Consider the following 24,446-nt stretch of genomic DNA (forward strand, 5'->3'; position numbering starts at 1 on the left):
TGGTGCTTTTTCAGTTCTACCTCAACCGATCCATCAAATTGGCCAGCGCTGCGCCGCGATGGCTGGTTCGGGCCTTTTCTTCCATCGGCAGTTCGGCGGCGGTTGCGCCGATTTCGCGGTCGTGGAACAGCGGGTCGTAGCCGAAGCCGCCCTCGCCGCGCGGGGCTTCCAGGATATGGCCGTGCCAGCTGCCCTCGGCAATGATCGGCACCGGGTCGGACTCGTGGCGCAGCAATACCAGGCAGCAGTGGAAGTGCGCGGTGCGGCGCTCCATCGGCAGGTCGGCGAGCTCGCGCAGCAGCTTTTCATTGTTGTCGGCATCATCGGCATTGGCGCCGGCAAAACGTGCCGAATGAATGCCGGGGCGGCCGTCGAGCGCGTCGACCACGAGGCCGGAGTCGTCGCCCAGCGCCGGCAGGCCGGAGACCCGTGCGGCTTCGCGCGCCTTCAGCAGCGCGTTCTCGACGAAGGTGCTGCCCGTTTCCTCGACCGCGTCGACGTTGAATTCCGCCTGCGAAAGCACTTCGATATGCAGCGGCTCGAGCATGTGGGCCAGCTCCCTGAGCTTGCCCTTGTTGCCGCTGGCCAGGACCAGCTTGCCGCCCTCAAGCGCCATTGAGCGCGGATTCCTGGGCGGCGATGAGTTCGCCAACGCCCTTGTCGGCCAGAGACAGCATGGCGTCGAGTTCGTCGCGGCGGAAGGCGTGACCCTCGGCCGTACCCTGGATTTCGATAAAGCCGCCACCGTCGTTCATGACCACGTTGAGGTCGGTGTCGGCGGTGGAATCTTCCTTGTAGTCGAGATCGAGTACGGCGTCGGACCCGAGCATGCCCACCGACACCGCCGCAACCCGGCCGTGGATGGGGTTGCGCTTGACCTTGCCGCTGTCGAACAGGGCATCCATGGCGTCGACCAGGGCGACATAGGCGCCGGTGATCGAAGCGGTCCGGGTGCCGCCGTCGGCCTGCAGCACGTCGCAATCGAGCGTGACGGTACGCTCGCCCAGGGCTTCGAGGTCGATGACCGCGCGCAGGCTACGGCCGATCAGGCGCTGGATTTCGAGCGTGCGTCCGCCCTGCTTGCCGCGCGTGGCCTCGCGCATGTTGCGCGTGCCGGTCGCCCGCGGCAGCATGCCGTATTCGGCGGTCACCCAGCCCCGGCCCTTGCCCCTGAGCCATGGCGGCACACGGTCTTCGACGCTGGCGTTGCAAAGCACCTTGGTGTCGCCGCAGGCGATCAGCACCGAGCCTTCGGCGTGAAGCGTGAAGTGGCGTTCGATCGAGACGGCACGAAGCTCGTCGTTCTGGCGTCCGGAAGGTCGGGTCAAAACGGGGAAATCCTTTCTCTGGGAGGTCGGAGAAGGGTACCATGTCGGCTTGTTTTGAAAGCGATTGCGCGGCCGATTCCATGGCAATGATCAAGAGCATGACCGCCTACGCCCGGCGCTCCGGGAGCCTTGAAGTGGGGCAGGTTACCTGGGAGCTGCGCTCGGTCAACCAGCGTTTTCTCGACCTGAGCCTGCGCCTGCCCGAGGATTTTCGCCCCCTGGAACCGGGCGTGAGAGGTCGGCTCAAGGATCGCCTGGGCCGCGGCAAGGTCGAAGTCTCGCTCAAGTTCCAGCCCGACCCGGCCGCGGCGGCCGCCGATATGCGCATCAATATCGACGTCGCCCGCAACCTGCTACGAGCCCACGACGAGATCGCCGACCTGGCCGGCGGCAGCGCCGAACCCGACCTGGTTCACCTGCTGTCCTGGCCGGGCTTGGTCGAGCAGGTCGACAGCGACCTGGAATCGGCCTTCGAGCCGGCGCTGGAGCTCCTCGATGAAGCCATCGAGGACCTGATCGCCGCGCGTGAGCAGGAAGGCCGCGCCATTGCCGAAATGCTCGAGCAGCGCCTGGCCGGTATCGAGGCGCAGGCCCGCAATGTGCGCGAACGTCTGCCCGAGATTCGGCAGGCGCTCGATGCACGCTTTCGAGAACGGCTGGAGACCCTGGCGGTCGAGGCCGAGCCCGGCCGTATCGAGCAGGAAGTGGCGATCCAGCTGCAAAAGCTCGATGTCGACGAGGAGCTCGATCGGCTCGAAACCCACGTGACCGAGATCCGGCGGGTGATGCAGCTGGACGAGCCGGTCGGCCGGCGGCTGGATTTCCTGATGCAGGAGCTCAACCGCGAGGCCAACACCCTCGGCTCCAAGGCGACGCTGGCCGAGGTCGGACAGGCCGCGGTCGAGCTCAAGGTGCTGGTCGAGCAGATGCGCGAGCAGGTGCAGAATGTCGAGTAAAGGCGACCTGTTCCTGATCGCCGCGCCCAGCGGCGCCGGCAAGACCAGCCTGATGCGCGCGCTGCTGGCGGATTGCCCGGGGCTGGCCCTTTCGGTGTCCGATACCACGCGCTCGGCCCGCTCCGGCGAGATTGACGGTGAGCAGTATCACTTTGTCTCGGTGGAGGAATTCCAGAGCGGTATCGAAAACGGCGACTACATCGAATACGCCGAAGTCTACGGCAACTATTACGGCACCCGCCGCGACCGGGTCGAGGCGCTGTGGGATTCCGGGCGCGACGTGCTGCTGGAAATCGACGTGCAGGGCGCCGAGCAGATCCTGCGTTCGCATCCGGATGTGTGCACCATTTTCATCCTGCCGCCGTCGATGGCGGTGCTGGCCGAGCGCCTGCGCGCGCGCGGCTCCGATACGCCCGAAGTCATCGAGCGCCGCCTGGGCGAGGCCCGGCGCGAGATCGCCGCCTGCGGTGATTTCCGCTGGATGGTGATCAACGATGATTTCGACCGGGCCCTGGCCGACCTGCAGGCTATCGTGCGCACCTGGCCGTTGCGGCGCCAGCGCCAGCAAGGTCTGGTGGATCGCCTATTGGACGAATCGGCAACCGGCGGTACAATAACCGATTGATTTTCTGTTGGGGTCGCCAGGCTGGACGACGTCCGGTGCGGCCCCGGCTAACACCGGAGTAGCAAAGAGTCATGGCACGAGTAACCGTAGAAGACTGTATCGAGGCGGTACCGAATCGTTTCGAACTGGTCATGTCCGCCGCCCAGCGCGCCCGCATGATCGCCAACGGCGCCGACCCGCTGGTCGAAGAGGAATCCGACAAGCCCACGGTCATCGCCCTGCGCGAGATCGCCGAGGGTGTCGTTACCGACGAGAATATCGCCCAGCTGCAGGCCGAGCTGGATGCCCGCCTGGCCGCCATGCAGGCCGAAGTCCCGGCGCCGCCCGAAGACGACCTGGACTGATCGGGCGAGCCGTCGAATGCTCATGAGGTTCCTGTAGCCGACCGGAGACACGCCATGCTGCCTGCCCCGGTCCGCCAGCTCAGGGACCTGCTCAACACCTACCTCGAACCGGAGCACGTGGCCGTCGTGCTGCGTGCCTATGAAGCCGGCGCCCAGGCTCACGAGGGCCAGAAGCGCAAGTCGGGCGAAGACTACATCATGCACCCGGTGGCGGTGGCGCACATCCTCGCCGGAATGCGCATGGACCACCAGACCATCGCCGCGGCGATCCTGCACGACACCATCGAAGATACCGAGGTCGAGCACGACGACCTCGCCGAGCAGTTCGACGAGCAGATCGCCAAGCTGGTCGACGGAGTCACCAAGCTCGACAAGATGAAGTTCCGCACCCGCCAGGAGGCGGATGCCGAGAGTTTCCGCAAGCTCCTGCTGGCGATGAGTCGCGACCTGCGGGTGATCTTCATCAAGCTGGCCGACCGCCTGCACAACATGCGCACCATCGGGCACATGACGGCGCCCTCGCAGCGGCGCATCTCGGCCGAAACCCTCGACATCTACGCGCCCATCGCCGCGCGCCTGGGCATGAACGAACTGCGCGAGGAACTCGAGGATCTCGGATTTCGGCACCGCCATCCCAACCGATACCGGGTGCTGAGCGCGCGCGTGAAGCAGGGCGCGGGCAATCGCGCCGAGATCATCGACTCGGTGAGCGAAACGCTCAAGAGAAAACTCAGCGAGGCCGGCATTCCGGCCCGGGTCGAGGGGCGCACCAAGACGATCTACAGCATCTACTGCAAGATGCGCGACAAGTCGCTGAGTTTCGAGCAGGTGATGGATTTGTACGCGTTCCGCATCGTCACGCAGTCGGAGCCGCATTGCTACCAGGCCCTGGGCGTGGTCCATTCGCAATACAAACCGAAACCCGGCAGTTTCAAGGACTACATTGCCCTGCCCAAGCCCAACGGCTATCAGTCGCTGCATACGGTGGTCAATACCCGCTTTGATGTGCCGATTGAAATCCAGATCCGCACAGAGGAGATGGACCTGGTGGCCGAAAAGGGCGCGGCGGCCCACTGGCTCTACAAGGCCACGCCCGACGGTCAGACGGCGGTGCGCGCGCGCGAGTGGCTGCTCAAGCTGGTCGAGACGCAGTCGCGCGCGACCGACTCTGTGGAATTTCTGGACGCGGCCAAGTCGGAGCTGTTTCCCGACGAAGTGTTCGTGTTCACGCCCCGCGGCAAGATCATCGACCTCAAGGCCGACGCCACCGCGCTCGACTTTGCCTACGCCATTCACACCGATGTGGGCAACCAGGCCGTGGGTGCGCGCATCGAGCGCGAGCCGGTGCCGCTCAATTCCCGGTTGGAGTCGGGCCAGACCGTCGAGATCATTACCCAGAAGGGCGCCACCCCCCAGCCGGAGTGGCTGGAGTTCGTCGCCACTTCCAAGGCGCGCTCGAGTATTCGCGCACATCTGAAGAACCTCGAGCAGGCCGACTCGGTGGCGATCGGCCATCGCCTGCTCGATCAGGCCCTGGCCCGCCGCGGCTTCTCTCTGGAGAAGATTTCCGAGCGCCGGCTGGACCGCTATCTCAAGAAGCTCAAACTGGAGCGCCTCGAGGATCTGCTCATCCGCATCGCCCGCGGCGACATGCTCGCACGCGTGGTCGCGCACAAACTGCTGCCGCTGACCCAGCGCCGCACCAGCGAAGAGCAAGATTCCGAGGCGCTGACCATCGGCGGCACCGAGGGCAGCGCGATCGAATACGCCAATTGCTGCCATCCGGTCCCCGGCGATCCGATCATGGGTTATCTATCTCCCGGCAAGGGCCTGGTCATTCACCGGCAGCGCTGTCCCAACGTGCCGGAACTGCGCAAGGACCACGCCGACCGCTGCCTGGAAGTCGGCTGGGCGCCGGTGATGCACGGCTACTTCTCGGTGCGCTTGAAGATCGTCACCATCAACGGCCCCGGTGTACTCGCTTCGGTCTCGGCCACGCTCAGCCAAGTCGGCGCCAACATCGAACGCGTCGAGCAACCCACCACCACGCGCGAGACCGCCATCCTGCAGTTCACCCTCGCCGTCTCCGGCCGCGATCAACTCGCCCGTGTCATGCGGCGCCTGCGGCGGAATCGGCACGTTCTGAGGGTTGGCAGAGAGTAAGGTTGGCTAGTTTTCTGGTTGGCTTGTTGGCTGGTTTTTGAGTCGAGCGAGCCAACCAGCCAACGAGCGAACAAGCGAACAGTCAAACAACGCTATCGGAGGCTCAACCATGTCAAAACAGCCAATAGAAACGTCCGCTGCCCCTTCCGCCATCGGCCCATACTCGCAAGCCGTAAGGGCCGGCAATACCGTCTATCTCTCCGGCCAGATTCCGCTCGACCCGGCTACCGGTGAGGTCATCGAGGGGGACTTCACGGCGCTGACCAACCGCGTGTTCGACAACCTGGCCGCGGTGGTCGAGGCCGCGGGCGGGAAGATGGACGATATCGTCAAGCTCAACGTCTTCCTCACCGACTTGTCGCATTTCGCCACGGTCAACGAGCTGATGGCCGAGCGTTTCGGCGAGCCTTATCCGGCGCGCGCGGCCGTGCAGGTTGCCGCCCTCCCGAAGGGCGTGCCGGTGGAGATGGATGCGATCATGGTGCTCGGGGAAGGCTGAGCGCCGCCTCCCGGGATATCCAGTCGCGTGACGGACGGAGGCTTGCGGCCGGTTGGCGAGCTCGACGGCGTCGGGCCGCAGGTGGCCTCGCGCCTGAAGGCGTTGGGTATCACCCGCGAGCTGGACTTGCTGTTCCACCGCCCGCTGCGCTACGAGGATCGCACGCGCATCGTTCCGATGAACCGCGTGCGGCCCGAAACCCGCGCCCAGGTGGAAGGGCGGGTCATGCACCAGGAAGTTGTGCAGCGGCGACGGCGCATGCTGTTGGTGACCCTGGCCGACGACAGCGGCCAGATCACGCTGCGCTTCTTCCGTTTCTATCCCTCGCAGCGGCGCATGTTTCGCGAAGGCAACTGGGTGCGCTGCTTTGGTGACGTGCGCTTCGGGCCGCAGGGTTTCGAGATGGCACACCCGCAGTGCCAGGTGCTGAATGCGGGCAAATCGCCGCCGCTGCCGAAGCACCTCACAGCCATCTACCCGGTTACCCAGGGCCTGGCGCAGGCCACGCTGGCGAAGGTGATCGACGGCGCGGTCGAGCGCTTGCTTGCCGGTCGTATCGAGCTGCGGGATCCGTTGTCCGATGGCGAGAACCTGCCGCTGGTCGAATCACTCGCCGTGATCCACCGGCCGGGCCCCGGCGAGGATCTTGCGGCACTGGTCGACGGTCATCATCCAGCCGTGCAGCGCCTGGCCATCGAGGAGTTGCTTGCACACCACCTGGCATTGACCCGGCTCAACCAGGCACGCGAGCGACAGCGGGCACATCCGCTCGAGCCGGATGAGGGCCTGCAGGAACGACTGCTCGAAGTCGTCGGTTTCGACCCGACCGGTGCCCAGGCCCGGGTCACCGGCGAGATCATGGCCGACCTGGCCGGCAAGCGGCCGATGCGCCGGCTGCTCCAGGGCGACGTGGGCTCGGGCAAAACCCTGGTGGCCGCCTTCGCGCTGCTGGCCGCGGCAGCCAGCAGCCGGCAGGCGGCCATCGTGGCGCCGACCGAAATCCTGGCCGAGCAGCACTACCGCACCCTGTCGCAATGGCTCGAACCGCTGGGTATCGAACCGGTCTGGCTGGCCGGCAAGGTCAAGGGCAAGGCCAGGCGCGAGGCGCTCGAGCGCCTCGCTGGAGAGGCCAGCATTGCCATCGGCACGCATGCCCTGTTCCAGGAAGGGGTCGAGTTCCGGGACCTGGCGCTGATCGTGGTCGATGAGCAGCACCGCTTCGGCGTGCACCAGCGCCTGGCGCTGGCGGCCAAGGGCAGCGAGGGCGCCCGCTCGCCGCACCAGCTGGTCATGACCGCCACGCCCATTCCACGCACCCTGGCCATGACCGCCTACGCCGGATTGGATATTTCGGTCATCGACGAACTGCCGCCCGGCCGCAAGCCGGTGACCACCGTTGTTCTCAGCCAGGGAAGGCGCGAGGAAATCGTCGAGCGGCTCAGGCGTGCACTGGGTGAGGGAAAGCAGGCTTACTGGGTCTGCCCGCTGATCGAGGAGTCCGAAGTGCTCGAGGCCCAGGCGGCCGAGTCGACCGCTGAAGAACTCTCTCGCGCGCTGCCGGAATTCAGCGTCGGCCTGGTTCACGGGCGCTTGAAGCCGGCCGAAAAGCAGGCGGTCATGGATGATTTTTCAGCCGGCCGGACCGCCCTGCTGGTGGCCACCACGGTGATCGAGGTCGGCGTCGACGTGCCCAATGCCAGCCTGATGATGATTGAAAACGCCGAGCGCCTGGGCCTGTCGCAATTACACCAGCTTCGGGGCCGGGTCGGCCGCGGCAGCGAGCAGGCCGCCTGCGTGCTGATCTACAGGCCGCCGCTGGGCGAGACGGCGCAGAAGCGCCTGGAAGTCATGCGCGAGACCACCGACGGCTTCGTCATCGCCGAGAAGGACCTGGAACTGCGCGGGCCGGGCGAAGTGCTGGGTACGCGCCAGACCGGGATGCTGCGCTTCCGCGTCGCCGACCTGGCGCGCGACGCCGACCTGCTCGAGCCGGTCAAGTCCATGGCCGGGGCTCTCGACACTGCAGGTGCCGATTGCATTATCGAGCGTTGGCTGGGTGATGCCGAGCAGTTCGTCGACGTGTGATTTCCGAGGTCCGTAGTCCGTATTCAGTAGTCCGTAGTCCGTAGTCTGTAGTCCGTCCCCCGAAGTCCGTAGTCAGTGGTCCGTTGTCGGGTTCAGTAGGCAGCTAGCCTGTGGCAGACCACAGACCACAGACCACAGACCACAGACCACAGTCTTCAATCCACTTCGGCCAGCCGCACCACGAACTCGGTCAGGAACCAGACCGTAGTGGCCTCGAAACCCGAGTCGCTCAGGCCATAGACCCAGATCTGGCCGTCTTCGTTGGTTGTGACGGTGAAATCCTGCCCGGCGGTGGACACGCGCTTGAGGTGCCAGGGCGCATCCATTCCGCTGCAGAATTCGTCGCCGGCGCCGCTGGTCATGTCGCCGACACTGAGCGCATCGGTGCCGGGATTGGCCTGCTGGCCCAGGTCGAGGGTGGCGCGGCGGTAATCGTCGACGACCTCATGGTCGGGTGCTTCACTGGCCGCACCCAGCCGCATATAGACCGACTCACCGGGTGGACCGCCGACGCCGACGCAACCCGCGGGCACGTTGGTGGCGAACTGCATGCCCAGCTCGACGTGGTATTCGGTATCGGGCTGGAGGCCGCCGAGGCGGCGGTAGAGCAGCATCATCAGGTCGTCGGAATGATTGTTGCCGCGGATCATCACGCCGCCGCGCTCGTCCCAGGGTTCGGGTAGCGTGCGGAAACCGGATTCGAGTTCGTAGAAGTCGCTCTCGCCGTCGGGATAGTCGAAGAACTGCGCCTGGAAACCGCCCGAGTTCCTCGCCGGCGTGAAGCTCAGCTCGCGATCCCAGTAAGGTGTGCTGCAGTGCTGGCCGTCGATCCGGGTCACGCGCTGGAGGGGCATCTCGCCGCTTTCGTAAGCGTCGGTCACCGGCATCCATTCCAGCGTTGCCTCGTTGCAGCCTGTGCGGCGGAAGACGACCTCGCCCCAAGTGGCTCCGCTGATTTCATCGGGATCGAAGTCGGGCGGGAATCGGGTTCCGGAATATTCGAGCAGCTCGGCGCGCAGCGTGTCGCCCTGGATTTCGCCGCTGCCGAACAGCCAGAGCGGGTTGCCTTCCTCATCGAAGGTGTACCAGGCAACCACGGCCTCGCTGAGATTGAGTACTTCGATCTGCAGGCCGTGACCGGCCTGGTCCGGGTTGTACCAGTTGCCGCTGGCGTCGGCGTCGATCAAGGTTGCCGAAAGCGTGTGCGGCAGCCAGACGAGCGTGATTGCCAGCAATGCCAAAGCCTTGCGTATCATCTCAACCTCCGCTCTTTTTTACCCATTCGTTCTGCCCCAAAGCGTAACGAGGGTGGTGGTCGGGATCAATGCCCATGGCGGGCTTGTCGGCTCAGCGCCGGAGCTTGTGATGCGGCGTACTGAACCACATCACGATGCTGACCACCAGCCCGGCGAGCGCGAGCCAGAACAGCTTGCGCCAGACCGTGCTCATCGATCCGAGGATTTCCATGTCGGCAACGTAGATGGTCTCGCAAGCGCCGTCGCCGGTGTCCGTGCGCGTGGTGGAGGTCTTGCGGAACGGGCCGCCGGGTTCGCCATATTCGGCCAGCCAGCCTTCGACGCGGATCTGGTCGCCCACGTCGAGTTCGTCGACGACTTCGCGTACCCGCGGGTCGTCGGTGATGAGATGATTGTTCGAGAGTTTGTGCTTGTCGAAGCTGCGCCAGGCCGACTCGTCGCGCGTGGCGAAGGTGCAGGTAAACTCGCCGTTCCAGAAATCAAAGGCGTTGAGGTCCACGTCGGTCGCGTTGCCGCCCCAGATCACGCACACGTCGGCGATGTTGATGAAGTCGTTCCAGCGCTTGTGCAGGCCGTAGTCCCGGGAAAAGCGCTTGTAGGAAACCACCAGGCCCGTCAGCTCGTAGCGGTACTGGGGCCGCACGACGTAGTCGACCTCGTTGGCGCGAGTGGTGAATTCGGGTTCGTCGACCGGCGTCTGGCGCGGCTCGTCGGCCACGGCCGGATGAATCCACATGTCCGGATCGAAGTCGTCGCGGTGGCCCCAGGCAACCGCCAGCAGGATCGCGCTGCCGAAAAACAGCCAGGAGACGAGTCGTCGGCGGGTCAGCAAGCAAATGATTCCATGCCGAAAAATCCGAGCGTCATTATCCATACAGCCAAGGCGCTATGGAAGAGTAGCCGGGCGTCACGCAAGGTTGATGAAGCGACATGAGCAATATGCGATACTACGCAGCTCCGTACGGTGCGGTACTGCCGCTGCGCGCACCATCAACGTTTCCCAAGGAGAGCTCCCGGTGACTGAACGCAAACTCACCCTGACTGATCACGAATCCGGAAAGACCCTCGAACTGCCGACTGTCGCCGGTACCGAGGGCGACCCCACCCTCGACATCAGCAGGCTGCATCCAGAGCTGGGTTACTTCACCTACGATCCGGGCTATGGATCGACCGCCAGTTGCAAGAGCGATATTACCTACATCGACGGCAACGCCGGCATCCTGCGCTATCGCGGCTATCCCATCGAGCAGCTCGCCGAGAACTCCAGTTTTCTGGAAGTCGCCTACCTGCTGCTTTACGGCGAGTTGCCCGCCAGCGACGAGTTCGCGACCTTCGAGCGCGACATCACCTACCACACGATGGTCCACGCGAAGGTCAACAACTTCATCTCGGGCTTTCATTACAACGCGCACCCGATGGCCATTCTCTCCGGCGTGGTCGGTTCGATGGCGGCTTTCTACCACGACAAGCTCGACGTCAACGATCCCGAGCAGCGCGACCTGGCGGCCAAGCGCCTGATCGCCAAGATGCCGACGATCGCCGCGGCCGCCTACCGTCACTACATGGGCTGGCCGAGCGCCTATCCGCGCAACTCGCTCGACTACTCCGAGCGTTTCCTGGACATGATGTTCTCGGTTCCGGCCGAAGACTACGAGGTCAATCCGGTCGCCGCCAAGGCGCTGGATCTGCTGTTCATCCTGCATGCCGATCACGAGCAGAATGCCTCGACCTCGACCGTGCGCCTGGTCGGTTCGACCGGCGCCAACCCCTATGCCTGCACTGCCGCCGGTATCGCCGCGCTGTGGGGTCCGGCCCACGGCGGCGCCAACGAGGCCGTGTTGAACATGCTCAACGAGATCGGCAGCGTCGACCAGGTCGCCAAGTACGTCGAGAAGGCCAAGGACAAGAACGACCCGTTCCGCCTGATGGGCTTCGGCCACCGCGTCTACAAGAATTTCGATCCGCGCGCGACCATCATCCGCAAGGCCTGTCACGAGGTGCTCGACGACCTGGGCCAGGCCGATCCGCTACTCGACCTGGCCATGGAGCTGGAGCAGATCGCGCTCGAAGACGACTACTTCGTCGAGCGCAAGCTCTACCCGAACGTCGATTTCTACTCGGGCATCATCTACAAGGCGCTGGGTATTCCCACCAGCATGTTCACCGCCATGTTCGCCATCGGCCGCACCGTCGGCTGGGTCAGCCAGTGGCTCGAACAGTCCGCTACCCCGCACCGCATTGGCCGCCCGCGCCAGGTCTACACCGGCGCCGGTGAGCGCGACTACGTGGATATCGACAAGCGGTAGTGTGGAGGATAGGTAGCTGACAGGCTTGAGTTATTAACGTCTCACGCAGAGCCGCAGAGTACGCAGAGAAAAGACAGAGAAAAACAAAAAGCGATTAACCGCAAAGACGCAAAGACCGCAAAGAAGTCCAAAGAGGACCTTGAAAGGCACTGAATCTCTACGATCTCTGCACCTCAGCGACTCTGCGTGAGGCCAAACAGCACGACACATCTACCGCCCCCGGATCTTGGGGGCGCGACAACGCGACCTGAGTCAGAGGAACAGATCCGGCAGCAGGTCGTTGCCCGGCTCGACGGCATACTGATCCAGATCGGTGATCCCCATTTTCTCGAGCACGTCCTCGTCGATGAAGAAATTGCCGGTGACCTCGCCCGAGGGTTGGGTCAGGATCCAGTGGGCGGTGTCGGCCAGGATCTCGGGCTTGCGGCAGTTCTCGGGTTTTACGGCATCGCCGAGCATGGCCAGCGCGGCGGTGGCGATGACGGTCTTCGGCCATAATGCGTTGACCGCCACGGCGTCCTTCCTGAATTCCTCGGCCATGCCCAGCACGCACATGCTCATGCCGTACTTGGCCATGGTGTAGGCCACGTGCGGCGCGAACCACTTCGGGTCCATGTTCAGCGGCGGCGAGAGGTTGAGGATATGCGGGTTGTCGGCCTTCTTCAGGTACGGCAATGCAGCCTGGGAACACACGAAGGTGCCGCGTGTGTTGACGCTATGCATCAGGTCGTAGCGCTTCATCGGCACTTCCGGCGTCGGCGCCAGGTAGATCGCCGAGGCATTGTTGACGAGCACGTCGATGCCGCCGAAGGTTTCGGCCGTCTTCGCCATGGCCTCGCGTACCGCGTCCTCGTCGCGAATATCGACCTTCAGGGGCAGGGCCCGGCCGCCGGCCGCCTCCATCTCTTCGGCGGCGGTGTGGATGGTGCCGGGCAGCTTGGGGTGGGGCCGGTCGGTCTTGGCCGCGATGGCGACGTTGGCGCCGTCGGCCGCGGCCCGGGTTGCGATGGCCTGGCCGATACCGCGCGAGGCGCCGGAAATGAACAGGGTCTTTCCCTTCAGCGATGCCGTCATGGTTTCATGCTTCCTCAAATGCGAGACTGAAAGCATATCCTAAGAGGCATGAGCCTCTTTCGCACGGACCCGTCCTGAGCCGCCGGCCATGGAATCGAATCTGATCGACCGAATCTTCGAACTGGGGCAGTCCCATCCGGGCTGGCTCATCGCGATGTCGGCGGTTTTTGCCTACTTCGAGTCGGTCGCGGTGCTCGGCCTGTTGCTACCGGGCGTGATCCTGCTGTTCATCATCGGGGCGGTCGTCAGCGGCGATCCCGTGCTTTTCCTGTGGTGCTGGCTGTTCGCTTTCTTCGGTGCCCTGGGGGGGGACTGGACCAGCTACTGGGTCGGGCGGCGCTATCGCGACCGGATCGATGGCTGGCCGCTGTTGCGGCGTCATCCCGAGTTGATGTCGAGGGCGCGCCAGGCTGTGGTTCGCTATGGCGGCAAGGGGGTCTTTCTCGGCCGTCTGCTCGGGCCCACGCGACCGGTCAGTGCGTTGATCGCGGGCGCAATGAGCCTACCGCCGCGCACCATGCTGATGGCCACGATTCCAGCCTGCGCCGTCTGGGTGCCGATCTACATGCTGCCGGGTTTGTTGTTCGGCGCCTCGCTGGAGCTGGCGGCCGAATTCGCCGGGCGCCTGGTGGTCGTGCTCGTGATCCTGCTGCTGATGCTCTGGGCCGTGACCTGGCTGACACGCGTTGTATATGCCTTCACCGCGCGTCGCAGCGGCTGGTGGCTGCGCAGCCTGATCCGATACTCGAGCGAGCACCCCCTGATCGGCCGCTGGGTCGAGCCGCTGTTCGGCAGTGGTCCGGGCCGGCGCGAGTTGCTGTCGGTAACGCTGCTGGGGCTGTTCCTGATGGTGTGCCTGGCGGTGCTTCTGGGCGTCCTGATTGCCGCACCGTTTGCTGCGGGTACGCTGGATGCCGAGCGGCAACTGGCCTCGGTGGCAACGAGCCTCCGCAACCATGTGGCCGATCCGGTGATGATCGTCATCGCGCTTGCCGCCGATCTGCGTGTGCTGGTCCTGGTGGCCGGGGGGATGGCGCTGTTGATGCTCGCGCTGGGCCGGGGCAACGCGGCGGCGCACTGGCTGGCGGCGACCGCCGGCGGCTGGTTGCTGGCCGAATTGCTAAACGGCTGGCTGGGCTTCCTGTTTCCGGCACCGGGAGCAGCGCCCGGCTACGGCGAAGTGCCGCATACGGGACTGACCCTGACGACAGTCATCCTGGGATTCTTCGCCGTCATGGTGGCCAAGGACATGCGCGCCGCCCACCGCAAGTGGGCCTACCTGGTCAATACGGTGCTGCTGGCGCTGGTGTCGTTTGCCTGTTTCTACCTGGGCCTCGTTACACCGCTGGGCCTGGTGGCCGGCCTTGCGCTGGGCGGCGGCTGGCTGGCCCTGGTGGGGATCGGTTATCGGCAACGCGCCCTGTCGCGTCGCCATCCCGGCCTGCTCGCCCTGTTGTTCTACGGATTGCTCGTGTCGGTAACGGCCTTTCAGCTCGACGGCGGTTACCAGCGGCTGGTTGAAGTCACGCGGCTGGAGCTGCCGCAGCAGGTGCTGTCGCTCGGTGACTGGGAGTCTGGCGGCTGGCGCGCGCTGCCCGAAGAGCGCTCCCGCCTGGGCGCGGATGACGACCAGCGATTCGACTTCCAGTACGCCGGTCCGCGCTCCTGGCTGGTTTCCCGGTTGAGGGGGGCGGGCTGGCGCCAGCCCGAGGAACGAACCCTGCGCTGGTCCTCATTGCTCAGCGCCCGCCCGCGGCCGGAACGGCTGCCCCACCTGCCGCGGGATTTTGCCGGCCGGCCGGAGGCGCTGATCATGGTGCGCGACCGGGAAGACGGCCGTCGCGATGTGCTTCGCCTGTGGGCGTCCGGCGCCCGACTGCAGCCCGGAGATATTCCTGTCTGGCTCGGTCAGGTGCGGATCGAGGCCATCGAGGACATGTTCGGGTTGTTCAACCGATGGCGCGATAGCGGCGACGGGGAAGCGGCCATGGCGGCGCTCGAGCGGTCTCTGGACGAGATCGATATTCGGGTGGTCGGGGAACGCGGACTTTACCTGATCAGTCCTCGTCGGAATCCTCTTCCTGAAGCAGACTGATCAGGCCTTCCAGGCGGGAAACCGGATCGGTCATCTCCAGCAGGGCCTGGGCATGCTCCTCGGGCAGGGCCAGGCTCGCCGCCAGAGTTCGTCCGAGGCTGCTGGCGTCCTCGACGTCGACTTCGAAGTGGTCCGCCAGGTCACGGTGGCGCATCAGTTCCTGCATCAGCGTCTGCAGGGCGGCGCAGCTCGGCGGGACCGGCACGGCCGGTTCGGGCGGCAGCCAGTCGACTTCACCGATGAGCAGTCCGTCGTCGCGGGCGCGGGTGCCGCGAATCAGGAAACGCCGCTGCCCGCGGCAGGTCACGCCCAGCAGCCCGTCTTCGAGTTGATCGAAATCGACCATCATCGCCTCGGTGCCGATGCGGGCATGCTTGGCCTGACCTTCCTGTTCGGCCGGCCAGGCGCAGACGACGCCGAAACCGGTGCCGGTGCGAGCGCAGTCGCGAACCATGTCGAGGTAGCGCTGTTCGAAAATGCGCAGGCTCAGTGGCGCACCGGGAAAGAGCACGGTCTTCAACGGGAAAAGCGGCAGCATCTCGTGACTCACGCCAGGGCCTCGAAAAATCGTCGCGGCGCATTCTCGAAGCCGCGGTTGCTCATGAAAATCACGTGGTCGCCCGGCCGGGCTTCGGCGAGCAGGTCCTCGAGCAGATTCTCGACCCGGCTGCGCGGACGCCCCTGCCCGCCGGACTTCTCGATGACCTCGAGGGGATCCCAGTCCATGCCGTCGGAGCTGCGCAACCAGACGAAGTCGGCGGCCGTCAGCGCGGAAGGCAGGTCGCCGACGTGGAAGCCGGCGCGCATGGTGTTGCTCGCCGGCTCGAGCGCGACCAGGATGCGGGCGTTGCCGACGGCGCGACGCAGGCCTTCCAGCGTCAGGCGGATGGCGGTGGGGTGATGGGCGAAATCGTCGTAGACGTGGATCCCGCGGCGCTCGCCGAGCAGCTCCATCCGGCGCTTGACGCCGCGAAACTCGGACAGGGCCTCGATGGACTTCGACGGCTCGATGCCGGCGGCTTCGGCGGCGGCAATGGCGGCCAGCGCGTTGAGCGCGCTGTGTTTGCCCGTCATGGTCCATTCGAGCGTGCCCACCGGCTGGCCGGCGTAGTGGATCGCGAGCTTTCGGCCGGCCGGCTCTTCCAGCGTGACCTGCCAGTCGCCGACTCCGGCCTCGCTCAGGCCGAACCCGGACACCGGCGTCCAGCAACCGCGCTCGAGTACGGCCTTGAGGTTGGCATCGGCGGCATTGACGACCAGCCGGCCATTGCCGGGAATGGTGCGCACCAGGTGATGGAACTGGGTCTGGATCGCGGACAGGTCCGGATAGATATCGGCGTGGTCGAACTCCAGGTTGTTGAGGACGGCGATGCGCGGCCGGTAGTGCACGAACTTGGCGCGCTTGTCGAAAAAGGCGGTGTCATATTCATCCGCCTCGACCACGAACAGATCCTCGCCGGTGCGGGCCGACAAATCAAAGTTCACTGGAACGCCGCCGATCAGGAAGCCGGGGTTCTTGCCGGCGTGCTCGAGGATCCAGGCGAGCATGCTCGCCGTGGTGGTCTTGCCGTGAGTGCCGGCAACGGCCAGCACAGTGCGGCGGCGCAGGTAAGTCTCGCCGAGCCAGCGGGGGCCCGAGGCAAAGGGGATGCCGTTGTCGAGCACGAACTCGACCGACGGATTGCCGCGGCTCAGCGCGTTGCCGATGATGACCAGGTCGACGTCGTCGGGGATGTGCTCCGGGTCGTAACCTTCGCGCAATTCGATGCCGAGCGCTTCGAGCTGGGTGCTCATCGGCGGGTAGACGTTTTCGTCCGAGCCGCTGACCTGGTGACCGTCGGATCGGGCCAGGGCTGCAAGCCCGCCCATGAAGGTGCCGCATATGCCGAGAATGTGGATTTTCACAACGGGCCTGCAATAGAGGTAATGACGTACATCGATACCGCGAACAGTACCACTGCCACCGCCAGTCCGACGGCAAAAGAGGCGTCCAGGGCGTGGCGCCAGATATGACCGTCCACGGCGAAGGACCAGAAGAACAGCACGAGGCTGGCGACGGTCACCACGGGGTTCGGTTCGGTGCCGCCGCCGGCGGCGATCGCGAGGGGCAGGGACAGCAGCGACAGCAGGCCGCTCGTGCCGAACAGTGCGGTCAGGGTCTGTCCCCAGCGCGAGGTATGGCCGCGAAGGCCGAGTACAATGCGGACCAGGGCCAGGGGCAGGACAACCGCCAGCACGAGAACGCCGACGGGATTTTCCGGGCCTTCTCCGACCGACAGTGACAGCGCGGTAGCGACCAGGTAGAAGCCGGTCGCCAGCGTCGGGGCCACGACACCGGCCGGCATGTCCTGCGGGCCGTTCTTGAGCATCAGTATGCCGACAAGGCGCGAGATGAATTCAGACATGAGCGAGCGGGATTCCAACGTTCGGGTCGTCGACTGCCGCGGCATGGCGTGCCCGGAGCCGGTGTGGCGCACGCGCCGGGCGATTGAAGGTCTCCCGCCCGGCACCGAGCTGGACGTGCTGGCCACCGATCCGATGGCCGAGCTCGATCTCACGGTCTTTTGCCAGAGGACCGGTCATGAGCTGGTTCGGGCGGATACGCGCGACGGAGTGCTGCGCGCGCGAATCCGCGTCAGGCCAGCGCAGCCGCCAGGCGCTGGTTGACGGTCTCGATTTCGCCGATGCCGTCGACCCGGACCAGGAGGCCCCTGGTCGCATAGTGTTCCGAAATCGGCGCGGTCTGTTCGCGATAGACGGCCAGGCGATTGCGCACCACCGCTTCGGTGTCGTCCGAGCGACCTTCTTCCTCGGCCCGCTTGGCCAGGCGTTCGACGATCTGTTCTTCGTCGACAACCAGCTCCAGCGCCCGGTCGAGCGGCTGTCCCAGGCGCTCGAGCAACTGGTCCAGCGCCTCGGCCTGGGCCTGGTTGCGCGGATAGCCGTCGAGAATGAAGCCCGGTTCGACTTCCGGCTGGCCCAGCTTTTCCTCGATCAGGCCCAGCATCAGTTCGTCGGAGACCAGCTCGCCGGCATCCATCGCCGCCTTGGCCTTCTTGCCGAGTTCGGTGCCTTCAGCCACGGCCGAGCGAAGCAGCTCGCCGGTGGAGATATGCACAACGCCGAGTCTGTCCTTGAGCAGAGCGGCCTGGGTGCCCTTGCCGGATCCGGGAGGGCCGAGCAGTACGATACGCATGATGTTGACGCTCGCGCTTGCGCGCGTGGTAGTGGAATCAAGCCGACAAAGCTAACCGGAAGGGTGGGGGCTGTCAAACGCCGGGGAAGGAATCGCTGGGGAGTGCCCGCTTCCAGAGAGTCGACAATAGGAATTGTTCGCTGGTTTGCTGGTTGGCTTGTTCGCTGGTTCGGCGCCGGAAAGGCTTGGTGGGCGGCTTCGCCGCGAAAGCGGGTGAACCCTAGATGGGCACTCGCTTGCAGGTGGCATTGGGCCATCGCGGCTGGGGCGCCCCGCAATACCGGCAGTTGCCGAACCAGCCAACCAGCCAACCAGCCAACCAGCCAACCAGCCAACGAGCGAACAGGCCGATGATTCGATATCCTCTCTCAGTATTGCCGACCGAGGAAGCCGCACCATGCCAAAGAAGAAGAACATCCTTTACGCGCAGTCCGGCGGTGTCACGCCGGTGATCAACGCCACCGCGGCAGCGGTGATCGAGGAAGCCCGGGCCAACCGGGACCGCATCGGCAAGGTGCTGGCCGCCCGCGACGGCATCATGGGGGCGCTCGAAGAGCGCCTGATCGACACCAGTAAGCTGAAGAAGTCGGAGGTCGCCGCGCTCAACCACACGCCCGGCGGCGCGTTCGGCTCGTGTCGGTACAAGCTCAAGTCGATCGAGGAGAACCAGCGCGAGTACGAGCGCCTGATCGAGGTCTTCAAGGCGCACGACATCGGCTACTTCTTCTACAACGGCGGTAACGATTCGGCCGACACCGCCTGGAAGGTCTCGCAGATCGGCGACAAGCTGGGTTTCCACGTTCAGTGCATCGGCATCCCCAAGACCATCGACAACGACCTGGCGGTGACCGACAACTGCCCGGGTTTCGGCTCGGTCGCCAAGTACGTGGCCGTGTCCATTCTGGAGGCCAGCCTGGACGTGATGGCGATGGCCTCGAGCTCGACCAAGGTGTTCATCATGGAAGTGATGGGCCGCCATGCCGGCTGGATTGCCGCCGCCGGCGGACTGGCCGGCCGCGAGAAGGGGGATCCGCCGCAGGTCATCCTGTTTCCGGAAGTGCCCTTCGACCGCGAGAAGTTTCTCGACAAGGTGCGCCGCTCGGTGGAGGCCAACGGCTATTGTTCGGTCGTCGTTTCCGAGGGGGCACGCACGGCCGACGGGACATTCCTGGCCGATGCCGGCACCACCGACGCCTTCGGCCACAAGCAGCTCGGCGGGGTGGCGCCGGTGGTGGCCGGGATCGTCAAGCAGGATCTCGGCTACAAGTGTCACTGGGCGGTCAGCGATTACCTGCAGCGCTCGGCGCGCCATATTGCCTCGGCCACCGACCTCGAGCACGCCCGGGCCGTCGGCAAGGGCGCGGTCGAGCTCGCGCTGGCTGGCGAGTCGGGCGTCATGCCCGTCATCAAGCGCAGCAGCGACAAACCCTATCGCTGGAAAATCGAGTCGGCCCCGCTGTCGCGTATCGCCAACCACGAAAAGAAGATGCCGAAGAAGTTCATCTCGGCCGACGGCTTCGGCATCACGCCGACCTGCCGGGCCTATCTGGAGCCGCTGATCCGGGGCGAGGCCTACCCGCCTTACGGCAAGGACGGCCTGCCGGAGTACGTGCGCCCGGAGTTCGTCTACGTCGATCGAAAACTGGGGCCTTTCGAGGTTTGATTATTGGCCACTTTTTCGGTCGGCTCGAGCAGTATTGGAAAATCCGATCCCGGGCGATTGATTCCCGCACGGCAAGCCGCTAACCTGCCCAGCCTTGGTTTATCGCGAACAGCGGCGTGACGATGTCTTCAAAACTGCAAGCGCTCAACGACTGGGTCGAACAAGTAGCGGCCCATACCCGGGCGGCCCGGGTTCACTGGTGTGACGGCTCGGAGGCCGAAAACGCAAAGCTCATCGCCGGGATGCTCGACTCGGGCGATCTCGAACGCCTCAACCCCGAAACCCACCCGGACTGCTACCTGCATCGCTCCGACCCGGCCGATGTCGCCCGGGTCGAGCACCTGACCTATGTATGCAGCGAGCGCGAGGACGACGCCGGGCCCAACAACAACTGGATGGCGCCGGCCGAGGCGCACGCGCTGATGAACGGCCTGTTCGCCGGCTGCATGGAAGGACGCACCCTCTACGTCGTGCCCTACTGCATGGGCCCGGTCGACTCGCCGCTGTCGCGCTGCGGCGTGGAGATTACCGACAGCCCCTACGTGGTGGCCAACATGCGGCTGATGACGCGCATGGGCAGCGACGCCCTGGCGCGTATCGAGCGCGACGGCACCTTCGTCAAGGGCTTGCACTCGACCGGCGATCTCGACCCCGATCGGCGCTACATCATGCACTTCCCCGAAGAACTGAGCATCCAGAGCTTCGGTTCCGGCTACGGCGGCAACGCGTTGCTGGGCAAGAAGTGTCATGCCCTGCGCATCGCCAGTTACCAGGCGCGCACCGAGGGCTGGCTGGCCGAGCACATGCTGATCGTCGGTATCGAGAACCCCGAAGGCGAGGTTCGCTACATCGCCGGCGCCTTCCCCTCGGCCTGCGGCAAGACCAACCTGGCCATGCTGATTCCGCCGGAAGCCTATCGCGAGGCCGGCTGGAAAGTCTGGACGGTGGGCGACGATATCTGCTGGCTGCATCCCGGCGAAGACGGCCGGCTGTGGGCGATCAATCCCGAGGCCGGGTTCTTCGGCGTCGCGCCGGGCACGAGCGCCAAGACCAACCCCAACGCCCTGGCCATGCTCGATCGCGAGACGATCTTCACCAATGTCGCGGTGACCGAGGACAGCCAGCCCTGGTGGGAAGGCCTGGGCGAGGGCAAGCCGGCAAAGGACTGGCGCGGCCGGCCATTCGACCCCAAGCACGGTCCGGCGGCGCATCCCAATTCGCGCTTCACCGTTTCGATCGATCGCTGCCCCAGCTATTCCGACCAGGCCGACAACCCCGACGGCGTGCCGATCGACGCCATCATCTTCGGCGGCCGGCGCGCCAGCCTGGCGCCGCTGGTGCTCGAGGCCCGCGACTGGACCCACGGCGTGCTCGTGGGCGCCGGCATGGCATCCGAGACGACTGCCGCCGCCACCGGCCAGGTCGGCATCGTGCGGCGCGACCCCATGGCCATGAAGCCTTTCTGCGGCTACCACTTCGCCGACTACTGGGCGCACTGGCTGGACGTGGGCGAAAAAATCACGCGCCCGCCGAAGATCTTCCAGGTCAACTGGTTCCGGCGCGACGCCGACGGCGGCTTCATCTGGCCGGGCTTCGGCGACAACATGCGCGTGCTCGAGTGGATCATGGCGCGCTGCCGCGACGAGGTGGATGTCGTCGACACGCCGGTGGGCGGGCTGCCCGACGCCGGCTCGATCAACCTCGAGGGGCTCGAGGATCGCCCCGACATGGAAGAGTTGCTGAAGGTCGATCCGGCCGAGTGGCGCACCGAGATCGAGGCCATCGGCAAACACCTTGAATCCTTCGGCTCGCGGGTGCCGTCGACCCTGCATGAAGCCCTCGGGCGGATTAGAGAAGCGTTAGGCTGATACCGGCCGATCGGGTCCGGCTGACGCTCCAAAAGCCGCCCTGGTCGCCCGGAGCCCCGCTGCCCGAAGGGTTTGGCTCGATATTTCCGGGGTTTACACGGGCTTAACATAACCCTTTTCATTACCCAGCGATGGTGCTAGTATCGGCGCTGAGTCGGATGCCGGGTCACCTCGGGCCGTGCGTCAGTGCGCCTGACGTGGCGGGTTGTCCGCTCCGACACATTGCTGTCGATACTAGTATCGAATGCTTTACCCAGAAATCAAAAGACAATATGGAGAGTCTGATGAAGCACAACCGTAACCCACTTGCCAAGGCAATCAACTACGCCCTCGGGGCGGGTATGATCGCCAGCCTGGCGATGACCGCTGCCCCGGTCTCGGCCCAGGATGACGAAGAAGAGTCCGCTGACCTCGATCGCTTCCAGGTCACCGGTTCGCGCATCAAGCGCGCCGATGTCGAAGGGGCCCTCCCGGTCCAGGTCATCGACCGCGAAACCATCGAATTCTCGGGCAAGAGCTCGGTCGCCGATCTGCTGCGCAATCAGCCGATCAACAGCGCCGGTTCCTTCCGTCCGCAGTCGGGCAGCACCGGTCAGGCCTTTGCCGGCCTTTCGCTGCGCGCGCTCGGCTCCGGCCGTACCCTGATCCTGATCGACGGCCGCCGTGCCCCGGTCGCCCCCAACATTGGTAGCGCGCAGGACCTCAACAGCATTCCGCTGGGCGCGGTCGAGCGCATCGAAATCCTGTCCGACGGCGCCTCCGCCGTTTACGGTTCCGACGCCATCGGCGGTGTGGTCAACATCATCACCCGCAAGGACTTCAGCGGCGCCGAAATCATGCTGGGCACTTCCGAGCCCGAGCGTGAAGGCGGCGAACGCCGTGAAGGTCACGCCGTGTTCGGTATCGCAGGCCAGCAGGGCAACATCATGGCCGGCGTGTCCAACAACAAGCGCGACATCGTCTTCCAGAAGGATCGTCCGTGGTCGCAGGGTGGTGCTTCGATTTTCTCGAACAACTTCCTGAACCCCAACTTCACCTTCCTGGAAAACGACGAATTCGGTTCGGCCAACGTTCCGGGCTGCCAGGGTGAAGGCTTCATTACGTCCAACATCGGTACTTCGGGTGGTCGCTGCTTCTACGACTTCACGCTGCAGGCCGCCGACGAGGCCGAGGTCGAGAACCAGTCGATCTTCGTGCGCTCGAACTACAACATCAACAACGACTGGACGCTGTACGGTAATGCCCAGATCAACCGGGTTCGTAGCTTCGGCCGCTATGCGCCGGTTCCGTCCTCGCCCTGGCTGGTCGGCGGCTTCGGCGCCATCGTGCTTGGCCCGGGCCTGCCCAACCATCCGGGAACTCCGCCGTCCGAAGGCGGCCTGAACCCGAATTGGGAATCCTATCAGGACCGCGCCGACGACACCCTGCTGCTGACCCATCGCTTTGCCGCCAACGGCCCGCGTGACACGCAGACCGACGCCCAGGTCTACGATCTGGACATCGGTGTCCAGGGTCGTGTCGGCAACTTCGACGTCGATGCCGGTATTCGCCGCGTCGAGTCGCAGTACAACGAGCTGGGCCGCAACTACATCGTTTCTGCCCTGGCTCAGCCGCAGTTCGACAGCGGTGCGTACAACATCTACGATCCGTTCGGCAACTCGGAAGAAGTGCTGTCGTCGTTCACGTCGACCATCAACCGCGATGCCCGCTTCGTCTCCCGTGAAGCCTACGCCATGGCCAGCACTGACCTGTTCGACATGGCCGCCGGCCCGGTCGGCATCGCCTTTGGTGCCGAGTACCGCGACGAGAACTACAAGGACATCTTCGATGACCTTCAGGCCAACGGCAACATCACCGGTTCGGCCGGCAACTCCGCTTTCGGTAGCCGCGACCAGTGGGCCGTGTTCGGCGAGGCGCTGTTCCCGATCCTGGACAACCTGGAAGCCACCGTCGCCGTTCGTCACGATGACTACTCCGACTTCGGCAGCGAAACCTCCCCGAAGGTGGCCTTCCGCTTCCAGCCGACTGAAGAGCTGACGCTGCGTGCTTCCTGGGGTCAGGGCTTCCGTGCGCCGCCGCTGGACATTCTTTCGGCGCAGCCGGCCTTCAGTGCCGAGCCTGTGGTCCACGAACCGACCGCCAACTTCTTCGGCAACGAAGACCCGACCGAGTCGATTCAGATCACGGCCTTCTCGATTGCCAACCCGGATCTCGGTGCCGAGCAGTCCGAGCAGTTCGGTTTCGGTGCGGCTTTCGAACCGCTTGACTGGTTCAACGGCTCGATCGACTACTTCAACATCGAGATCGAGGATCGTGTCGCCAGCATCGGTGCCCAGCAGATCATCAACTGCCTGGAAGGCACTTCCCAGAACTGCCCGCCGGGACTGACCGAGTTCCCGACCGGTTCCTCGCAGCCGAACGCCAATCTGGGTCTCGGCGCCGAGTTCGGCGGCCAGGGTCAGATCGTGTTCCTGCAGCAGGGTTTCGCCAGTCTCGGTACCATCGAGACCGACGGTGTGGACGTGAACCTGCGCACCAACTTCGACTTCGGCAATGCCGGTCGCCTGAGCAACGAATTGCAGGCCACGCATACGATGTCGTATGAGACCGACGGTGGCGACGATGTTGCTGGCGAGGCGGGTCTGCCCGACCTGCGTGCGGTCCTGGCCAACGTGTACCGCTTCGGTGACTTCGCGTTCTCCTGGAACATCAACTACATTGATGGACAGAGCACGAACCTGGCGAGCGGCGAAGACGGCAGTCTGCCCTCATGGACGACGCACGATGTGCAGGTCAACTGGTTCACCCCGTGGAACGGCCGTCTGACGGTTGGCGCCACCAACCTGGGCGACAAGGACCCGGTGCTTGATGAAGGTGAATCCCGCGGATTCAACTTCAACCTGTACAACGCCTACGGTCGCATTCCGTACGTGCGCTACACCCAGAGCTTCTGATCCCGTTTAGCGCTTAGCTAACAGGAAAAGTTGT

21 protein-coding genes are annotated in these 24,446 nt (G+C 64.9%); 12 read left to right on the forward strand and 9 right to left on the reverse strand.

Annotated elements, in window-relative coordinates:
* Window positions 1-16 precede the first annotated feature (16 nt).
* Together rdgB and rph are read right to left on the reverse strand one after the other, a co-directional pair.
* Window positions 17-616 (reverse strand): RdgB/HAM1 family non-canonical purine NTP pyrophosphatase, encoded by a 600-nt coding sequence (gene rdgB / locus ACDC66_RS05455; protein ID WP_376695674.1) that lies wholly within the window; start codon window positions 614-616, stop codon window positions 17-19.
* Window positions 606-1,328 carry a ribonuclease PH gene (rph, locus tag ACDC66_RS05460; protein ID WP_376695675.1) on the reverse strand — a complete coding sequence of 241 codons (723 nt, stop codon included), beginning with the start codon at window positions 1,326-1,328 and terminating at the stop codon, window positions 606-608. The genes rdgB and rph overlap by 11 nt, the downstream gene beginning before the upstream one ends.
* Window positions 1,329-1,369: 41 nt before the next feature.
* On the opposite strand from rph, the gene ACDC66_RS05465 reads away from it, so the two are divergent.
* From ACDC66_RS05465 to recG, 6 genes are all read left to right on the forward strand, one after another.
* Window positions 1,370-2,284 carry a YicC/YloC family endoribonuclease gene (locus ACDC66_RS05465; RefSeq protein ID WP_376695676.1) on the forward strand — a complete coding sequence of 305 codons (915 nt, stop codon included), beginning with the start codon at window positions 1,370-1,372 and terminating at the stop codon, window positions 2,282-2,284.
* Window positions 2,274-2,909, forward strand: coding sequence for a guanylate kinase (gene gmk, locus ACDC66_RS05470; RefSeq protein WP_376695677.1), 636 nt, complete (start codon window positions 2,274-2,276; stop codon window positions 2,907-2,909). The genes ACDC66_RS05465 and gmk overlap by 11 nt, the downstream gene beginning before the upstream one ends.
* Window positions 2,910-2,980: 71 nt before the next feature.
* Complete coding sequence (gene rpoZ, locus ACDC66_RS05475) at window positions 2,981-3,253, forward strand: DNA-directed RNA polymerase subunit omega (RefSeq protein ID WP_376695678.1); 273 nt, start codon at window positions 2,981-2,983, stop codon at window positions 3,251-3,253.
* 54 nt (window positions 3,254-3,307) lie between these two features.
* Window positions 3,308-5,416 (forward strand): RelA/SpoT family protein, encoded by a 2,109-nt coding sequence (locus ACDC66_RS05480; RefSeq protein ID WP_376695679.1) that lies wholly within the window; start codon window positions 3,308-3,310, stop codon window positions 5,414-5,416.
* Window positions 5,417-5,525: 109 nt separating this feature from the next.
* On the forward strand, window positions 5,526-5,915 hold the full coding sequence (locus tag ACDC66_RS05485; protein ID WP_376695680.1) for a RidA family protein: 390 nt from the start codon (window positions 5,526-5,528) through the stop codon (window positions 5,913-5,915).
* Between the two features lie 27 nt (window positions 5,916-5,942).
* Complete coding sequence (gene recG, locus ACDC66_RS05490; protein WP_376695681.1) at window positions 5,943-8,000, forward strand: ATP-dependent DNA helicase RecG; 2,058 nt, start codon at window positions 5,943-5,945, stop codon at window positions 7,998-8,000.
* A gap of 155 nt (window positions 8,001-8,155) precedes the next feature.
* Here recG and ACDC66_RS05495 read toward each other — a convergent pair whose 3' ends face one another.
* Together ACDC66_RS05495 and ACDC66_RS05500 are read right to left on the reverse strand one after the other, a co-directional pair.
* The gene (locus tag ACDC66_RS05495) at window positions 8,156-9,256 is read right to left on the reverse strand and encodes a hypothetical protein (protein ID WP_376695682.1); all 1,101 of its coding nucleotides are present in this window, start codon (window positions 9,254-9,256) and stop codon (window positions 8,156-8,158) included.
* Between the two features lie 91 nt (window positions 9,257-9,347).
* Window positions 9,348-10,088 (reverse strand): hypothetical protein, encoded by a 741-nt coding sequence (locus tag ACDC66_RS05500; RefSeq protein WP_376695683.1) that lies wholly within the window; start codon window positions 10,086-10,088, stop codon window positions 9,348-9,350.
* Window positions 10,089-10,272: 184 nt separating this feature from the next.
* Between ACDC66_RS05500 and ACDC66_RS05505 the strand changes: the two genes are divergently transcribed.
* Entirely contained in the window at window positions 10,273-11,562 is a 1,290-nt protein-coding gene (locus tag ACDC66_RS05505) for a citrate synthase (protein WP_376695684.1), read from the forward strand.
* Between the two features lie 252 nt (window positions 11,563-11,814).
* On the opposite strand, the gene ACDC66_RS05510 is transcribed toward ACDC66_RS05505, so the two are convergent.
* Entirely contained in the window at window positions 11,815-12,636 is an 822-nt protein-coding gene (locus ACDC66_RS05510; RefSeq protein WP_376695685.1) for an SDR family oxidoreductase, read from the reverse strand.
* Between the two features lie 88 nt (window positions 12,637-12,724).
* On the opposite strand from ACDC66_RS05510, the gene ACDC66_RS05515 reads away from it, so the two are divergent.
* Window positions 12,725-14,731, forward strand: coding sequence for a VTT domain-containing protein (locus ACDC66_RS05515; protein ID WP_376695686.1), 2,007 nt, complete (start codon window positions 12,725-12,727; stop codon window positions 14,729-14,731).
* On the opposite strand, the gene ACDC66_RS05520 is transcribed toward ACDC66_RS05515, so the two are convergent.
* The 3 genes from ACDC66_RS05520 to ACDC66_RS05530 are packed head-to-tail and all read right to left on the reverse strand — an operon-like array spanning window position 14,694 to window position 17,136.
* Entirely contained in the window at window positions 14,694-15,281 is a 588-nt protein-coding gene (locus ACDC66_RS05520) for an LON peptidase substrate-binding domain-containing protein (RefSeq protein WP_376695687.1), read from the reverse strand. The genes ACDC66_RS05515 and ACDC66_RS05520 overlap by 38 nt on opposite strands.
* A complete protein-coding gene (gene mpl / locus ACDC66_RS05525; protein ID WP_376695688.1) occupies window positions 15,278-16,636 on the reverse strand; it encodes a UDP-N-acetylmuramate:L-alanyl-gamma-D-glutamyl-meso-diaminopimelate ligase in 1,359 nt (452 codons plus the stop codon). The genes ACDC66_RS05520 and mpl overlap by 4 nt, the downstream gene beginning before the upstream one ends.
* A complete protein-coding gene (locus tag ACDC66_RS05530; protein ID WP_376695689.1) occupies window positions 16,633-17,136 on the reverse strand; it encodes a hypothetical protein in 504 nt (167 codons plus the stop codon). The genes mpl and ACDC66_RS05530 overlap by 4 nt, the downstream gene beginning before the upstream one ends.
* Between ACDC66_RS05530 and ACDC66_RS05535 the strand changes: the two genes are divergently transcribed.
* Complete coding sequence (locus ACDC66_RS05535; protein WP_376695690.1) at window positions 17,123-17,398, forward strand: sulfurtransferase TusA family protein; 276 nt, start codon at window positions 17,123-17,125, stop codon at window positions 17,396-17,398. The genes ACDC66_RS05530 and ACDC66_RS05535 overlap by 14 nt on opposite strands.
* Here the strand turns inward: ACDC66_RS05535 and ACDC66_RS05540 are convergent.
* The gene (locus ACDC66_RS05540; RefSeq protein ID WP_376695691.1) at window positions 17,367-17,927 is read right to left on the reverse strand and encodes an adenylate kinase; all 561 of its coding nucleotides are present in this window, start codon (window positions 17,925-17,927) and stop codon (window positions 17,367-17,369) included. The two genes, ACDC66_RS05535 and ACDC66_RS05540, sit on opposite strands and share 32 nt — an antisense overlap.
* A 397-nt stretch (window positions 17,928-18,324) precedes the next feature.
* On the opposite strand from ACDC66_RS05540, the gene ACDC66_RS05545 reads away from it, so the two are divergent.
* From ACDC66_RS05545 to ACDC66_RS05555, 3 genes are all read left to right on the forward strand, one after another.
* The gene (locus ACDC66_RS05545) at window positions 18,325-19,590 is read left to right on the forward strand and encodes a 6-phosphofructokinase (RefSeq protein WP_376695692.1); all 1,266 of its coding nucleotides are present in this window, start codon (window positions 18,325-18,327) and stop codon (window positions 19,588-19,590) included.
* A 122-nt stretch (window positions 19,591-19,712) separates the two neighbouring features.
* A complete protein-coding gene (locus ACDC66_RS05550) occupies window positions 19,713-21,458 on the forward strand; it encodes a phosphoenolpyruvate carboxykinase (GTP) (RefSeq protein ID WP_376695693.1) in 1,746 nt (581 codons plus the stop codon).
* Between the two features lie 284 nt (window positions 21,459-21,742).
* Window positions 21,743-24,412, forward strand: coding sequence for a TonB-dependent receptor (locus tag ACDC66_RS05555; RefSeq protein WP_376695694.1), 2,670 nt, complete (start codon window positions 21,743-21,745; stop codon window positions 24,410-24,412).
* Window positions 24,413-24,446: the final 34 nt, after the last annotated feature.

This window comes from Wenzhouxiangella psychrophila, from assembly GCF_042310375.1.
GTDB lineage: Bacteria > Pseudomonadota > Gammaproteobacteria > Xanthomonadales > Wenzhouxiangellaceae > Wenzhouxiangella.

Bases quoted from the DNA above. Each gene is read 5' to 3' on its own strand.
- rdgB (WP_376695674.1), bottom strand. From the start codon at position 616: ATGGCGCTTGAGGGCGGCAAGCTGGTCCTGGCCAGCGGCAACAAGGGC.
- ACDC66_RS05465 (WP_376695676.1), top strand. From the start codon at position 1,370: ATGTCGGCTTGTTTTGAAAGCGATTGCGCGGCCGATTCCATGGCAATG.
- gmk (WP_376695677.1), top strand. From the start codon at position 2,274: ATGTCGAGTAAAGGCGACCTGTTCCTGATCGCCGCGCCCAGCGGCGCC.
- rpoZ (WP_376695678.1), top strand. From the start codon at position 2,981: ATGGCACGAGTAACCGTAGAAGACTGTATCGAGGCGGTACCGAATCGT.
- ACDC66_RS05480 (WP_376695679.1), top strand. From the start codon at position 3,308: ATGCTGCCTGCCCCGGTCCGCCAGCTCAGGGACCTGCTCAACACCTAC.
- ACDC66_RS05485 (WP_376695680.1), top strand. From the start codon at position 5,526: ATGTCAAAACAGCCAATAGAAACGTCCGCTGCCCCTTCCGCCATCGGC.
- ACDC66_RS05495 (WP_376695682.1), bottom strand. From the start codon at position 9,256: ATGATACGCAAGGCTTTGGCATTGCTGGCAATCACGCTCGTCTGGCTG.
- ACDC66_RS05510 (WP_376695685.1), bottom strand. From the start codon at position 12,636: ATGACGGCATCGCTGAAGGGAAAGACCCTGTTCATTTCCGGCGCCTCG.
- ACDC66_RS05515 (WP_376695686.1), top strand. From the start codon at position 12,725: ATGGAATCGAATCTGATCGACCGAATCTTCGAACTGGGGCAGTCCCAT.
- ACDC66_RS05535 (WP_376695690.1), top strand. From the start codon at position 17,123: ATGAATTCAGACATGAGCGAGCGGGATTCCAACGTTCGGGTCGTCGAC.
- ACDC66_RS05530 (WP_376695689.1), bottom strand. From the start codon at position 17,136: ATGTCTGAATTCATCTCGCGCCTTGTCGGCATACTGATGCTCAAGAAC.
- ACDC66_RS05540 (WP_376695691.1), bottom strand. From the start codon at position 17,927: ATGCGTATCGTACTGCTCGGCCCTCCCGGATCCGGCAAGGGCACCCAG.
- ACDC66_RS05545 (WP_376695692.1), top strand. From the start codon at position 18,325: ATGCCAAAGAAGAAGAACATCCTTTACGCGCAGTCCGGCGGTGTCACG.
- ACDC66_RS05550 (WP_376695693.1), top strand. From the start codon at position 19,713: ATGTCTTCAAAACTGCAAGCGCTCAACGACTGGGTCGAACAAGTAGCG.
- ACDC66_RS05555 (WP_376695694.1), top strand. From the start codon at position 21,743: ATGAAGCACAACCGTAACCCACTTGCCAAGGCAATCAACTACGCCCTC.